Source organism: Parasynechococcus sp., assembly GCF_042954325.1.
Classification (GTDB): Bacteria; Cyanobacteriota; Cyanobacteriia; order PCC-6307; family Cyanobiaceae; genus Parasynechococcus.
Map to the genome: position 1 here is coordinate 1 of NZ_JBGKDS010000016.1, position 12,442 is coordinate 12,442.

General features: G+C 61.0%; 12 protein-coding genes. 4 read left to right on the top strand and 8 right to left on the bottom strand.

The genetic code is table 11. The annotated features are described in order from the left end of the window. On the top strand, positions 1-403 hold a 403-nt coding region (locus ACGVKB_RS02345; RefSeq protein ID WP_392349665.1), incomplete at its 5' end, for a hypothetical protein. A 19-nt stretch (positions 404-422) separates the two neighbouring features. Here the strand turns inward: ACGVKB_RS02345 and ACGVKB_RS02350 are convergent. Together ACGVKB_RS02350 and ACGVKB_RS02355 are read right to left on the bottom strand one after the other, a co-directional pair. Further along, positions 423-656 carry a hypothetical protein gene (locus ACGVKB_RS02350; RefSeq protein WP_392349666.1) on the bottom strand — a complete coding sequence of 78 codons (234 nt, stop codon included), beginning with the start codon at positions 654-656 and terminating at the stop codon, positions 423-425. A gap of 11 nt (positions 657-667) precedes the next feature. Then, on the bottom strand, positions 668-1,060 hold the full coding sequence (locus tag ACGVKB_RS02355) for a hypothetical protein (RefSeq protein ID WP_392349667.1): 393 nt from the start codon (positions 1,058-1,060) through the stop codon (positions 668-670). Between the two features lie 93 nt (positions 1,061-1,153). On the opposite strand from ACGVKB_RS02355, the gene ACGVKB_RS02360 reads away from it, so the two are divergent. Then, positions 1,154-2,812 (top strand): alpha-D-glucose phosphate-specific phosphoglucomutase, encoded by a 1,659-nt coding sequence (locus tag ACGVKB_RS02360; protein ID WP_392349668.1) that lies wholly within the window; start codon positions 1,154-1,156, stop codon positions 2,810-2,812. Between the two features lie 55 nt (positions 2,813-2,867). Here the strand turns inward: ACGVKB_RS02360 and ACGVKB_RS02365 are convergent, their stop codons facing one another. From ACGVKB_RS02365 to ACGVKB_RS02375, 3 genes are read right to left on the bottom strand one after another with little or no spacing between them, the layout of a single operon-like run. Next, positions 2,868-3,164, bottom strand: coding sequence for a hypothetical protein (locus tag ACGVKB_RS02365; RefSeq protein WP_392349669.1), 297 nt, complete (start codon positions 3,162-3,164; stop codon positions 2,868-2,870). Next, complete coding sequence (locus tag ACGVKB_RS02370) at positions 3,164-6,586, bottom strand: efflux RND transporter permease subunit (RefSeq protein ID WP_392349670.1); 3,423 nt, start codon at positions 6,584-6,586, stop codon at positions 3,164-3,166. Before ACGVKB_RS02370 ends, ACGVKB_RS02365 begins: the two co-directional genes overlap by 1 nt. A gap of 9 nt (positions 6,587-6,595) precedes the next feature. Further along, positions 6,596-7,732 carry an efflux RND transporter periplasmic adaptor subunit gene (locus ACGVKB_RS02375; protein ID WP_392349675.1) on the bottom strand — a complete coding sequence of 379 codons (1,137 nt, stop codon included), beginning with the start codon at positions 7,730-7,732 and terminating at the stop codon, positions 6,596-6,598. A 149-nt stretch (positions 7,733-7,881) separates the two neighbouring features. On the opposite strand from ACGVKB_RS02375, the gene ACGVKB_RS02380 reads away from it, so the two are divergent. Then, on the top strand, positions 7,882-10,077 hold the full coding sequence (locus tag ACGVKB_RS02380; protein ID WP_392349671.1) for an AAA family ATPase: 2,196 nt from the start codon (positions 7,882-7,884) through the stop codon (positions 10,075-10,077). A 70-nt stretch (positions 10,078-10,147) separates the two neighbouring features. Here the strand turns inward: ACGVKB_RS02380 and ACGVKB_RS02385 are convergent, their stop codons facing one another. The 3 genes from ACGVKB_RS02385 to ACGVKB_RS02395 all read right to left on the bottom strand — a co-directional run bounded on the left by ACGVKB_RS02385 (position 10,148) and on the right by ACGVKB_RS02395 (position 12,117). Further along, entirely contained in the window at positions 10,148-10,789 is a 642-nt protein-coding gene (locus ACGVKB_RS02385; RefSeq protein WP_392349672.1) for an alpha/beta hydrolase, read from the bottom strand. Positions 10,790-10,977: 188 nt separating this feature from the next. Next, positions 10,978-11,487 carry a thymidylate synthase gene (locus tag ACGVKB_RS02390; protein ID WP_392349673.1) on the bottom strand — a complete coding sequence of 170 codons (510 nt, stop codon included), beginning with the start codon at positions 11,485-11,487 and terminating at the stop codon, positions 10,978-10,980. An 18-nt stretch (positions 11,488-11,505) separates the two neighbouring features. Beyond that, a complete protein-coding gene (locus ACGVKB_RS02395) occupies positions 11,506-12,117 on the bottom strand; it encodes a 4'-phosphopantetheinyl transferase family protein (RefSeq protein WP_392349674.1) in 612 nt (203 codons plus the stop codon). A gap of 47 nt (positions 12,118-12,164) precedes the next feature. Here ACGVKB_RS02395 and ACGVKB_RS02400 point away from each other — a divergent pair. Further along, positions 12,165-12,442, top strand: a 278-nt coding sequence (locus ACGVKB_RS02400; protein WP_392349676.1) for a peroxiredoxin, incomplete at its 3' end; no start/stop codon positions are given.

Here is a 12,442-nt window from a genome sequence, read left to right on the forward strand (position 1 = left end):
CAGAATGGTGGCCATGACCTCAGCTCTTCTCCCGCGCACGCTGCTGCTCTGCGCACTCGCCCTTCCAGCCGGTGCTGCAGAGGCTGCCATGGCTTGGTGGCCCAGCAAGGATGAACTCACGGCCATCCAACGGGCGGCCTACGCCTGTTCGTTGGAGAACAGCACGGACACCTGTGATCGGGCGAGGGCTTTGGCAGACCCCTTAATGGATCACCCGCGGTTGCCGGGATTGTGCAAAGACGTGGTCTGGAGCCTGATCGAACAGGCCCAGGTGGCCGCGACCAACGACTACCGGCGACGGGACGCGATTGACGAACCCGCACGCCGGATCTCCACCGTGTGTGCACAACCAACCAAAAAGAAAGCCAAGCCCGGACCTGGAGGCCCGGGGCAACAATCCTGAGCCTCAGGGCACCAGCCGTTCAGTCGAACTCAAAACTGAAGCGCTGGCCCGGCGACAGCCGAGCCAGCTCAGCACGCATCTGATTCATCAACAGCACACTCACCTCAGGGTGATGGCGGATGTCATCGACAAAACTCTGCACATCCGCTGACGTGAGCCCATGGTTCGACACCCTCGAGGCCACCTTGGTTCTGAACTGAGTGAGCAAAATCTGCTGCTCCTCATTCAGGGGATGGGCGATGTCCATGGCCATGCAGCGACAAATCAATCAGAGGTTGACGTTTCGTCCTCCAGCATCAGAAGCAGCGACTGAGACGTGGAGAGCATCTCTCCAACACTGAGTTCAGCGTCCAGACCAGAGAGCCGTCCAGCCAACTCACACGCCGAGGAGGAGTGACCGTTCACGTCACAGCTGTTCGATAGCTGAACCAGCGCGTTGGACAGCTTTCCCCGCAGACATTCTTCCGATCCAGCCCCGCTGACGACAGCTTCAGCAGCTGCTTTGGTGGTCGCGGTGGCTTGCGAGTAGGGGACTGCACGCCGCCAGCTATCCGCCGCCGCGGCCTGTCCCTGGGGAGCACCCATCAGGGCGGAACAGCACAGTCCCGACCAGAGCAACGTGGGGAGCAAACGGCGCATTGGCTCTGATCGATTCATCAGACAGTCACGGTAACGGTGAGAACTGGTCGTGCCGACAGCTGTAGACGGCAATCCCGTGTTTACGTTCCGCACAGAGCCCCATCCACCGTGATGACCCGTTCGGCCCCAGCGGAACCGACCCAGCGCCAGGTGCGTCTGGACAGCCCCTTCACCGACCAGAAACCTGGCACCTCAGGCCTGCGCAAAAGCAGCAAGCAGTTCGAGGAGCCCCACTACCTGGAGAGCTTCATCGAAGCGGTGTTCCGCATCCTCCCCGGCGTGCAGGGCGGAACCCTGGTGCTGGGCGGCGACGGCCGCTACGGCAACCGTCGGGCCATCGACGTGATTCTGCGCATGGGCGCAGCCCATGGCTTGGCCAAGGTGGTGGTCGCCACCGACGGCGTTCTCTCCACTCCCGCCGCCTCCAACCTGATCCGCAAGCGTCAGGCCATCGGCGGGATCATCCTCTCGGCGAGCCACAACCCCGGCGGCCCGGACGGTGACTTCGGCGTCAAGGTGAACGGTGCGAACGGCGGCCCCACCCCCGCATCGTTCACTGATGCGGTGTACGAATGCACCACGACCCTAGATCGGTACTCCATCGTCGAGGCAGCGGCGATTCCCCTCGAGACACCCGGGACCCACAGCATCGGGGCGATGCAGGTGGAGGTGATTGACGGCGTCGAGGACTTCGTTGCGCTGATGCAACAGCTGTTCGATTTCGATCGCATCAGCGACCTGATCCGCGGCGACTTCCCGCTGGCCTTTGATGCCATGCATGCCGTCACCGGCCCCTACGCCAAACGGGTGCTTGAAGGCCTGCTCGGCGCACCCGCCGGCAGCGTGCGCAATGGGGTTCCGCTGGAAGACTTCGGCAACGGCCACCCAGATCCGAACCTGACCTACGCGCACGATCTCGCTGACCTGTTGCTGCAAGGCGACAGCTACCGCTTCGGGGCCGCCTGCGACGGCGATGGCGATCGCAACATGATCCTGGGCCATCACTGCTTTGTGAACCCCAGCGACAGCCTGGCGGTGCTCACCGCCAACGCCACCGTGGCTCCGGCCTACGCCGGCGGATTGTCCGGTGTAGCCCGTTCGATGCCCACCAGCGCCGCCGTGGATGTGGTGGCCAAGGAGCTGGGAATCAACTGCTACGAGACTCCGACCGGTTGGAAGTTCTTCGGCAACCTGCTCGATGCCGGCCAGATCACCCTCTGCGGGGAAGAAAGCTTCGGCACCGGCAGCAACCACGTCCGGGAAAAGGATGGTCTTTGGGCCGTGCTGTTCTGGCTGCAGATCCTGGCGGAACGCCGCTGCAGCGTCGCCGAGATCATGGGCCAACACTGGGCCCGCTTCGGTCGTCATTACTACTCACGCCACGACTACGAGGCTGTTGCCAGCGATGCCGCCCATGGTTTGTACGACCGCCTCGAAGGCATGCTGCCCGGATTGATCGGCCAGTCCTTCGCCGGTCGCAGTGTCAGCGGAGCCGACAACTTCAGCTACACCGATCCGATCGATCAATCGGTGACCTCCGGCCAAGGCCTGCGCATCCTTCTCGATGACGGCAGCCGAGTCGTTGTGCGTTTGTCGGGCACCGGCACCAAGGGCGCCACGATTCGCGTTTATCTCGAGAGCTACGTGCCCACGAGCGGCGATCTCAACCAGGATCCACAGATCGCCCTGGCTGACATGATTCAAGGCATCAATGCGCTGGCCGAGATCCAACAACGGACCGGTATGGACACACCCACGGTGATCACCTGAAGCCTGCGGGTTGAACCCAGCTCAGCAGCCAAGCCGCCCGAAGGGGCGGCTTTTTTTAGCGCCGCCGCCGGCCGCGATAGGGATTGGTGGGGCGATACACCGGATCGGTGGCCTGCTCCTGCAGCTGGCGCATGGTTTCAATCGACAGGCCACTGAGCCCACCGGAGGTGATCACCATCAGATAAAACAACCGCAACCGACGCAGATCAATCTCGGCCGGGCTGTTGTCGATCAGCACATGGAGAAAATAGGCAACGGCCCCTCCCAAGGCACAGCCAATGGCAACAGCGAGAAGCACACGCATGCCGCTGAAGGGTTGGGGAGAATCAGCATCGGGCCTGTGAATCACCATCAGCCAGGCTGTGGTGTGGATGCGCTGGACGGCTTGGCATCAGCCTCACCAAGCAGCGTCTTCATCACGACGTAGAAGACCGGCACAACCAAGGTGGAGAGGAACGTCGCCACCAACAATCCACCAAACACCACCAGACCAAGCGACGACTGACTCTGGGCACCAGCACCACTGGCCAACATCAACGGCAAGAAGCCGGTGAGTGAGGAAATCGCCGTCATCAAAATCGGACGCAGGCGGGACTTGGCCGAGAACGTGGCAGCCTCCACTGCGGAGGCCCCTTCTCCCATTTTCTGGTTGGCGAGGTCAACAATCAAAATCGCGTTCCCCCCCGCCAGACCGATCAACATCACCAGACCGACCTGGGCATAAATGTTGAGCACCTGGCCCGCCGCACCGAGGAAGACCAGAGCCCCCAGCAGAGCCGTGGGCACCGTCAGCAGAATGATGATCGGATCGGTGTAGCTCTCATATTGGGCGGAGAGCACCAAAAACACCGCCAAGATTCCCAGGGCAAAGATCACCACAGCCAACGAACCGGCTTTGACCTCCTCACGGGAGATACCGGTCCAATCAAAACCAAGGCCTTTGAAATTGCCCTGGTTAAAGATCTGCTTCATCGCGCCGATGGCCTGGCCGGAACTGTTGCCCTCATTCGGTGTGCCCTCAATCTTGATCGAGCGGTACAGATTGAAGTGGGGAATCACACTCGGACCCACCGTCTTCTCAACCGTGAAGAACTCAGAGAGAGGAACCTGTTCCCCCTGTCGGTTCGCCACATAAATCGAGGCGAGCCGTTGGGGAGTAGCACGACTGACATCATCGGCCTGCACATAGACCCGGCGCACCTTGCCTTCCTGGAAGGTGTCATTGACGTAGGCACCGCCGAAGTTGACGCTGAAGGTCGACATGGCCGAGCCGAAGTCGACGTTCAGCGATGCCATCTGCTCGCGGTCCACATCAATCTTGTACTGGGGCGCCTGCGGAGAGAACAGGGAGCGGACCCCGGTCAGCACAGGGTTGGTGTTGCCATCAGCAATGATTTGCTGGGCCGAGCCAAAGAAATCATCGAGGGAATAGGCACCACTGCTTTGATCCAACAGCTGAAATTCGAAACCACCACCGGTGCCGTAGCCGGGAATGGAGGGGGGCTCGACGACAAAGACACGACCGGCATCGATCGCACCGACCATCTTCTGGTTGAGCCGCTTGACAATGCCACCCACGGAGTGGTCTTTGCCCGGGCGCTCATCCCAGTGATTCATACCAATGAAGAACAGACCTTTATTCGGTGCGTTGCCATCCAGGCTGGCTCCACTGAACAGCGCCGCTGATGCGATGTCCTTTTCACTGCGCAGCACCTCGGCCACCTGACGGTTGATCGCCAATGTCTTCTCATTGGAGAAACCATCGGGCGCCTGCACAAAACCAATGGCGTAGCCCTGGTCTTCAATCGGAACAAACCCACCGGGGATCCGGGTGAAGGCCAAGGCGGTGAGCAAAATGCCAGCCGCCAGAGCCGCCATCACCATCGGGCGGGCCTTCATCACACCATCCAGGATCGCGGCATAGCGCGTTTCAAAACTGCCGTAGAGGCGGTTGAAATTGGTGAAAATCACCGGAATGAACCAGCCGACCACTAGGCCGATCACGCTGAACAACACCACCGGAATGGGATTGCTGAAAATCACCCCCGTGATCACCAGACCAACGGCCGCTCCACCTGCGGCGAAGGGAAGCCGCAGCGGCAGCCCCGTGATCGTGGACGCCACAAAACCAATCACGCCCCCGGCGACCATCGGCACCAAAGCAGCCGCAGCACCATTGCCGGCGCTGAGCAGGCCATAAATAAATCCGAGAATCACACCGGCCGTGGCGTACTGCTGACGGCTGAGTTCCTTGGTCTCCCGTGAGAGCAACAACGCCGAGAGCATCGGGGAGAACGTCAGTGCGTTGAAGGTCGAGATCCCGATCGAGAACAGGATCGTGGCCGCAAACTGCTTGTAGATCGTTCCCGTGGCACCAGGAAAAAACAGCACGGGCAAGAACACCGCCATCTTCACCAGTGATGTGGCGATGACGGCTCCGAAGAGCTCATCCATCGTTTCCATCGCCGCCTTCACCGAGGTCATGCCCTCGTCTTTTTTGGCGGAGGTGTCCTCCACCACCGTGATGGCATCGTCCACCACCAGACCGGTGGCCAACACAAGGCCGAACAAGGTGAGCTGATTGAGCGAGAAACCAAAGGCCAGCACCAGAGCGAAGGTGCCGATCAAGGCCACGGGAATGGCAATCGCTGGAACCAATGTGGCCTTCCAGTTCTGCAGAAACAGGAACAGGATCAGCACCACCAGAATCACGGCATCCCGCAGGGAGTTGGTCACACCCTTGATCGACTGATTGATGAAATCGGTGGTGTCGTAGATCTTTTGAACACCGAGGCCAACCGGCAAGGTCTGCTCGAATTCAGTCAAAACATCCTTCACACCATTGGAAACCTCGATGGCATTGCTCCCGGAGAGCTGATAGATCGCAATGCCGACCGACGGAGTGCCATTGAGATCCATGGCATCGATGCCGTAAATCTCACCGCCGAGCTCCACACGACCGACGTCCTTGAGGCGAATCAGACTTCCCGAGTCGGTGCTGCGCAGCACGATGTTTTCGAAGTCCTGGGTGGTGGTCAGACGACCCTGGAGCTGCACCGTGAAGGTGAACTCCTGACCTTCAGGCGCTGGCGAACCACCAATCTTGCCGGCAGGAACCAGACGGTTCTGGCTTTTGAGTTGGTTGACAACGTCCGTGGCGGAAAGATTGTTCGCAGCCAGCTTGTCGGGGTCCAGCCAGAGACGGAAGGCGATCTTGCGGTTACCGAAATAGGTGACATCGCCAACACCCTTCACACGCTTGACATTATCGGTGAGGTTTTTGTCGAGATAACCGCTGATCGTCTCAACTGAATATTCTGTTTTTGAGGGGTCTTCGTTGACAAAGTTATAAACAAGCAGGATCGAGTTCGAGGCCTTGTTCACCGTCACACCCGATTTACGCACCTCCTCTGGGAGCTGCGGCTCAGCAAGAGAAACCCGGTTCTGAACATTGACCTGGTTGATATTGCCATCGGTACCACTATCAAATGACACAGAAATTGAACTCACCCCGTCCGAAGAACTGTTGGAGGTGATGAAGTCCATGTTCTCGACACCGTTGATCTGCTGTTCGAGCACAGAGGTCACACCCTGTTCAACAGCAACAGCGTCAGCACCCACATAGGTGGCTTGAACCTTCACCGTTGGCGGTGCGATGTCGGGAAGGTTTTCAATCGGAAGGATCGGAATCGCGATCAATCCGACGATCACGATCAGCAGACTGCAGACCGTGCTGAGAACCGGTCTGGTGATGAAATTATTAGAAGCAGACATCGTTCAACCTCAGTTCGCCGGCGCGGGATTCGCCGCAGCTGCCTCCTGGGGCTGCACCGGCATTCCGTGCTTCAGGTTGAGCAGGTTGGTGGTGGCCACCCGCTGGTTGAGCTGCAATCCCTTGGTGATCGGATAGCGAGCGTTCTCCAGTTCCCCCAAGCTGACCGGCGTTTGAAGGGCAAATGACGCGTTCGCCGGCAGTTTTCCGGCGTTGATCCCCTTCTCCAACCGTTCGAGGTCGACCTTGCCGGGGTTGGCCTTGAGCTCCTCAAACGTGCCAAGGCGAAACACAAAACTCTGCCCGGAGGTCTGGGTCACGGCGGCGAATGGCACGGACAACTCCTGCTTCGCCTGCAGCTGCACGCGGGTCCGCAGGCGCTGACCATCGCGAAGCTTGCCATCGGTGTTGGGAAACACCGCCTTCACCAGAAGACCCTGGGTGGTTGCGGTGATGCGTGGATCAATCGAATCCACCGTTCCCTTGGCAAGGATCGTGTCGCTGCCCGGGGCACTCAGCAACACCGGCTGGCCGACCGCAAGGCGATCAGCGAAGACGGCCGGAACTTCAACCTGAGCTTCCAGCTCACCGTTCTGAACCAGGCTCGTGAACACCTCACCCTGCTGGATCACATCCCCGACCTGGGGTTTGACATCAGCAACGATGCCAGCCGATGGCGATCGCAGGTTGCTGTAACTCAAGGTGGCCTCAGACGACTTCACCGTCTCCTGAGCGGAAATGAATTGGGTGCGGAACCGGTCCAGTTCCTGTTGAGACGTGGCGCCGTTTTCAGCGAGATATTTGTACCGCAGCCAGTTGGCCTTGGCGGACTCCGCCTTGGCTTTGTCTTCAGCGAGTTTGGCCTGCTGCTGGGCCTGATCCAGAACAATCAACAACTGCCCCGCCGCAACGACATCGCCCTGGCTGATCTTCAGCTCAAGGATCCGCCCACTGGATTGGGCCGCCAGCTCGACCAGATTCGTGGACTGCAGCGTGCTGACCGTGTCCACGCCTTCAGTGAACTCCGCCATCTGGGTCATCACCGCCTGCACCTTCGGCGGCGGTGGCTGCTTCGGCGCGTCGGGGCCACAGGAACTAACCGTGATCAAGGCGGCGATGGACACGAGCAGTCGCTGCGGATGACGCACGGAATTCAAGATTCAAGCTTTGGTCGGCATTATGAGGTCTGAAATGAACGTTGAGGAGGGGATTGGAGAAGCAGTGCAATAACCCCTGAAAAAAATGATCGATCAGGATCACACCACGTGTTTTTCCCTCCTGTCCCGCCACGACTCCCTTGAGCCAGGATCTCTTTGCCTACCAAGGCGAGCAAGTGCGCCGCCGCCACGCGCCGCTGGCGGATCGGATGCGACCGCGGAGCCTGGAGGAATTCGAAGGTCAGAGCGGAATCTTGGCCGATGGTCGCCTGCTCAGGCGGGCGATCAAAGCCGACCGTGTCGGCAATCTGATCCTGCATGGACCACCAGGCGTCGGCAAAACCACGCTGGCTCGGATCATCGCGACCCACACCCGCGCCCACTTCAGTTCCCTCAATGCGGTGTTGGCGGGCGTGAAAGACCTCCGTCAGGAGGTTGATGCCGCCCACCAGCGCTTGGAACGGCACGGCCTGCGCAGCATCCTGTTCATTGATGAGGTCCATCGCTTCAACAGCGCCCAGCAGGATGCCCTGCTGCCCTGGGTCGAGAACGGCACCGTGACCCTGATCGGAGCCACCACCGAAAATCCCTATTTCGAAGTCAACAAAGCCCTGGTCAGTCGCTCCAGGCTGTTCCGCCTGCTGCCCCTCGAGGCCACCGATCTACACCACCTGCTCGAACGCACCCTCAACGATGCGGAGCGCGGCTATGGCGATCGTTCTGTGGTCGTCTCAGACGAGGCTGCCGCGCACCTGGTGGATGTGGCCAACGGCGATGCCCGCAGTCTGCTCAATGCCCTCGAACTCGCGGTGGAAAGCAGCAGCGCCGGGAGCGACGGAAGCGTGTTGATCGATCTCTCGATCGCCGAGGAATCCATTCAGCAGCGGGCCGTTCTCTACGACAAACACGGCGATGCCCATTACGACACCATCAGCGCCTTCATCAAGTCGCTGCGGGGATCCGATGCCGATGCCGCACTGTTTTGGCTGGCCCGCATGGTGGAGGCCGGCGAAAACCCACGGTTCATCTTCCGGCGCATGCTGATCGCCGCCGGTGAAGACATCGGCCTGGCGGATCCACAGGCGATGGTGGTCGTTGAAGCCTGTGCCGCTGCTTTCGAACGGGTGGGACTGCCGGAAGGGCTCTACCCCCTTGCCCAGGCAGCGCTTTACCTCGCCGGCGCCGAGAAAAGCAACAGCTTGCTCGGTTTCTTCGATGCCCTGAAAACGGTCCGAGCCGCCAACCAGCAGGACGTTCCCAGCCATCTCCGCGATGCCAACCGGGATGGTGCCGCCTTCGGCGATGGTGTGGGCTATCGCTATCCCCATGCCTACGCCGAACACTGGGTCGAGCAGCAGTACCTGCCGACAGCGCTTCAAGGCGAAGTGTTCTGGCAACCCGGCAGCCTGGGATGGGAAGGTCAGCGCCGCGAGCGAATGGCCGAGCGCCGTGCGGCCCAACTCGCCGCGGCCGTTGAGCTCGCCGCCGACCAACCCCTCCTGCTCAGCAGTGGCCCGGACGACCCCGGTTTAGACCGCTGGATTCAACGCCAAATCGGCCAAGGGGAAAACAGGCTCGACCAATTGCGCCAACGCCTTTGGGAGGGTGTCCACTGGCGGCGCAACGACCGCGTGCTGTTGATCGGTGTTCGCTCTCTGCTCTGGGCGATCGATCCACTGAAAGCAGCCCCAGACGGGGGTGTAACGCTGCTCGTCAGCGATGACGATGCCGTCGACCGGCTGCGCGCCCAGGTGGACCTGCTGGACCCCAGTCAACAACCGCAATTGCTGCAGGGAGGACTGGAGCAACTGCAGACCCTTCCCGAGGGGCAACGCTTCGAGTGGATCGGTGGGCGGCTGACCAGTTCGGATCTGCCGGGGCGAAGCGGAGCGGAACTGTTCGATCACCTCAGCGCCGTGAGCCAGGACGGCACGCAGCTGCGCCTGATGATCAGCCAGGCGGACGCCGGACCAGCCACCACCCTCGTCGCCGCGGCGACTGCCATCACGGACAGCGAACGCGAGCAACTCGCGCCCCTCCTGCGCGAGGAAGAAACACTGGTGCGGAGTCAGTGGACGCGACTGACTCCGCCGACAGACAACGGTCCTTGGCGGATTGAAACCAGCCATTGGCAGGAGCAGTTGTTGATGCCGGGCGGTCAAGCCCTGGCCCAACGCTGGCTGGAGAACGACTCCTTTTATCGGAAGCAGATCGATGCCATCGATGCCGAGTCCTTAGCTCTGCTCCGCCGCCTGCTGAACAAGCAAGGCGCACATCCCCTGCGGCTGCCGATGCAGCATCGGTTGCTGCGTGGCGTTGTCGACAGCCGGCCATGACACAAAAAAAAGCCCCGGCAAAGCCGGGGCAACAGCGGATGGCACCGAAGGGTGCCGTCGCTGGGGCTGATCACCAGAGGGGACGAGCGGGAGGGGTGTAGGTCTGACGAGGAGCGGGCTCAGGCAGCTGGGAGTTGGCCTGGACGCAAGCGGGCAGGAAGACGTACCAGGACAGCAGGGAGGTGCACTGGGCGTCGCCTTCGCAACGGTCGGGGGCACAGACGTTCTGAGCACCGTCGTAGGTGCCGCAGGTGTCAGCCAGACGGAAGTCAACGGGCAGCTCGGCCATGATGCCGGCGGACGAGATCGAACCGTCGACGGCGTCGGCGATGATCGCGGAACGCAGAGCGACCACGGCGGTGGACTTCATCTTCCAGTAAGGGAAGTAGGAGCGGGTCTGATCCTTCAGGAACTTGACGCCGTCCTCGGAGTACAGGAAGCGGGACACACCGACGATGTCGACGGCGTAGGACTTGGTCATGCCCTCCTGGATCTCTTCGGCTGTCCAGCCGGAGTTGCTGATGCCAGCGGCAAGAGCACGATCGGTGATTTCACCGGTCTCGAAGAAGGTCTTGAATTCGCTGGACGTGGTGGTCCACACGGCACCGCCGGTGTTCCAACGGACGGGACGGCTGGTGCCTGCTTCAGCAGGAGCGGCGATGGCCGCAATGGATGCGCCGGCGAGCAGGCCAGCGGCGAGACGATTAAACACGGACGACTGCGTATAGGGACGTCCCCGTCAAATTAGCCAGCAAGAAAAAAATCGCCAACAGCCTCAATCAGCACCAATACGAAGTGAACGACCCGCAACCCAGTGCCCCACAAGCATTTGAATTAAGCGAACAAGAGTGAGACACACTATTCACGTCCGATTCGGACCACCTTCCGTGACTGAAGCGGTCAAAACGACCAGGTGGACCAGCCTTCGGGGCAAGGGCCATCGAAGGGTCGACCGGCCTGTGCGGGGTCGCCCTTGCAGCGTTGTGACGTCAAACGGGCACCGCCGCGCGTCACCACCGCCAGGTAAGCCTCGGTCGCCTGCGGGGACGAAAGCCAGAGACGGGTCTGCCTTGCATCGGAGTCCACTCGGGCATCGAGCAGCTCACCCGATGACAAGCCCAGATCAATCAAAGAGCTCGCAAATTGCCCCCAGTAATGACTGGCCATCTGCGCTCGAATGAACTGTTGGATCAGCTCTTCCGATTCACGGCGGAGATCCAAGGTCAATTCACGCCGGGCCAAGTGTGTCGACAAGGCGCGGTCGGAACGGTGCGGCTGGCTCTCAGCCGCCTGCAACGGTCGAAGCTGCGAGCGTTGGCCGGAGGCTTGCTGCCAGCCAACAATGCCGACCAGCGCGAGCACGACAGCCGTGCCTCCACCAAGCAAACCCGGAACCGAGAGCGCAACCATGACGCTTGAGCTGTCGGATCAAACTAGATAGGTCGGCCCTGTTTGTCCCGCAGCAGGACCAACGACAGCCAGGCACCAGGCCTCAACTTCCCGACGTTGCACAGGGACACGGCAACCCCGGAGCTGATGCACTGCCACATCCGCAGTCGAGCGACAGGACCAGAAGCCCAGATCCTGCGCCAGGCTGCCGCGATCCCATTTGATCGCGGCCTCCTTCGCGACCCATTGCCGCAGAACAGCCCGCCGCAAGGGTGTCGCAGCCAACCCACGCAGCTCCTCCTGATCCTCCTTGCAAAAAAAACGCTGCGCCAACGCCCAAGCGGGAACAGGCCGGTCGAGGCGTTCCACATCAACGCCGATCGGCTGATCGGACCAGGCGATGGCCAGGGCATCCGGACAGTGGCTGAAACTCACATGGCCCCAGCCGAGATCCAAAGACGGGGGAGATCCAGGCGGCGCCCTCAACGGCACCTGCTGAGGCGGCACCGAGAAATGGTTCGCCAAGCAACGCCGCAGCCAACTCCGACTCCACCGCACCTGCACAGCACGCTGGCCCTGCAGGCCGGACCAACTCTCAAGCTCCTCGGCGGTGGGATCAATGCCGACACAGCACGGGCGCCCCGCGGGCACCAGCCAAAGCGTCGTTACGCTTGCTCCACCCATTGGTGTCGATGACTGTGGCTCTTCAGGTCGGTGATCCCGCACCGGATTTCACTCTCCCCAATCAGGATGGCGACCCCGTCCAGCTTTCGGGTCTGAAAGGCCAGCGCGTTGTTCTGTATTTCTATCCGAAAGATGCAACCCCCGGGTGCACCAAAGAGGCTTGCAATTTCCGAGACCGCTGGGATCGCTTCACGGACAACAACATCCTGGTGTTCGGCATCAGCAAGGACAACGCGGCCTCCCATACCCGCTTCATCGACAAGCAGGAGCTTCCCTTCACGCTGCTGACGGA

Excerpts from the sequence above, each read along its gene's own strand:
- ACGVKB_RS02350 (WP_392349666.1), bottom strand. The coding sequence starts at position 656 with ATGGCCATGGACATCGCCCATCCCCTGAATGAGGAGCAGCAGATTTTG.
- ACGVKB_RS02355 (WP_392349667.1), bottom strand. The coding sequence starts at position 1,060 with ATGAATCGATCAGAGCCAATGCGCCGTTTGCTCCCCACGTTGCTCTGG.
- ACGVKB_RS02360 (WP_392349668.1), top strand. The coding sequence starts at position 1,154 with ATGACCCGTTCGGCCCCAGCGGAACCGACCCAGCGCCAGGTGCGTCTG.
- ACGVKB_RS02365 (WP_392349669.1), bottom strand. The coding sequence starts at position 3,164 with ATGGTGATTCACAGGCCCGATGCTGATTCTCCCCAACCCTTCAGCGGC.
- ACGVKB_RS02370 (WP_392349670.1), bottom strand. The coding sequence starts at position 6,586 with ATGTCTGCTTCTAATAATTTCATCACCAGACCGGTTCTCAGCACGGTC.
- ACGVKB_RS02390 (WP_392349673.1), bottom strand. The coding sequence starts at position 11,487 with ATGGTTGCGCTCTCGGTTCCGGGTTTGCTTGGTGGAGGCACGGCTGTC.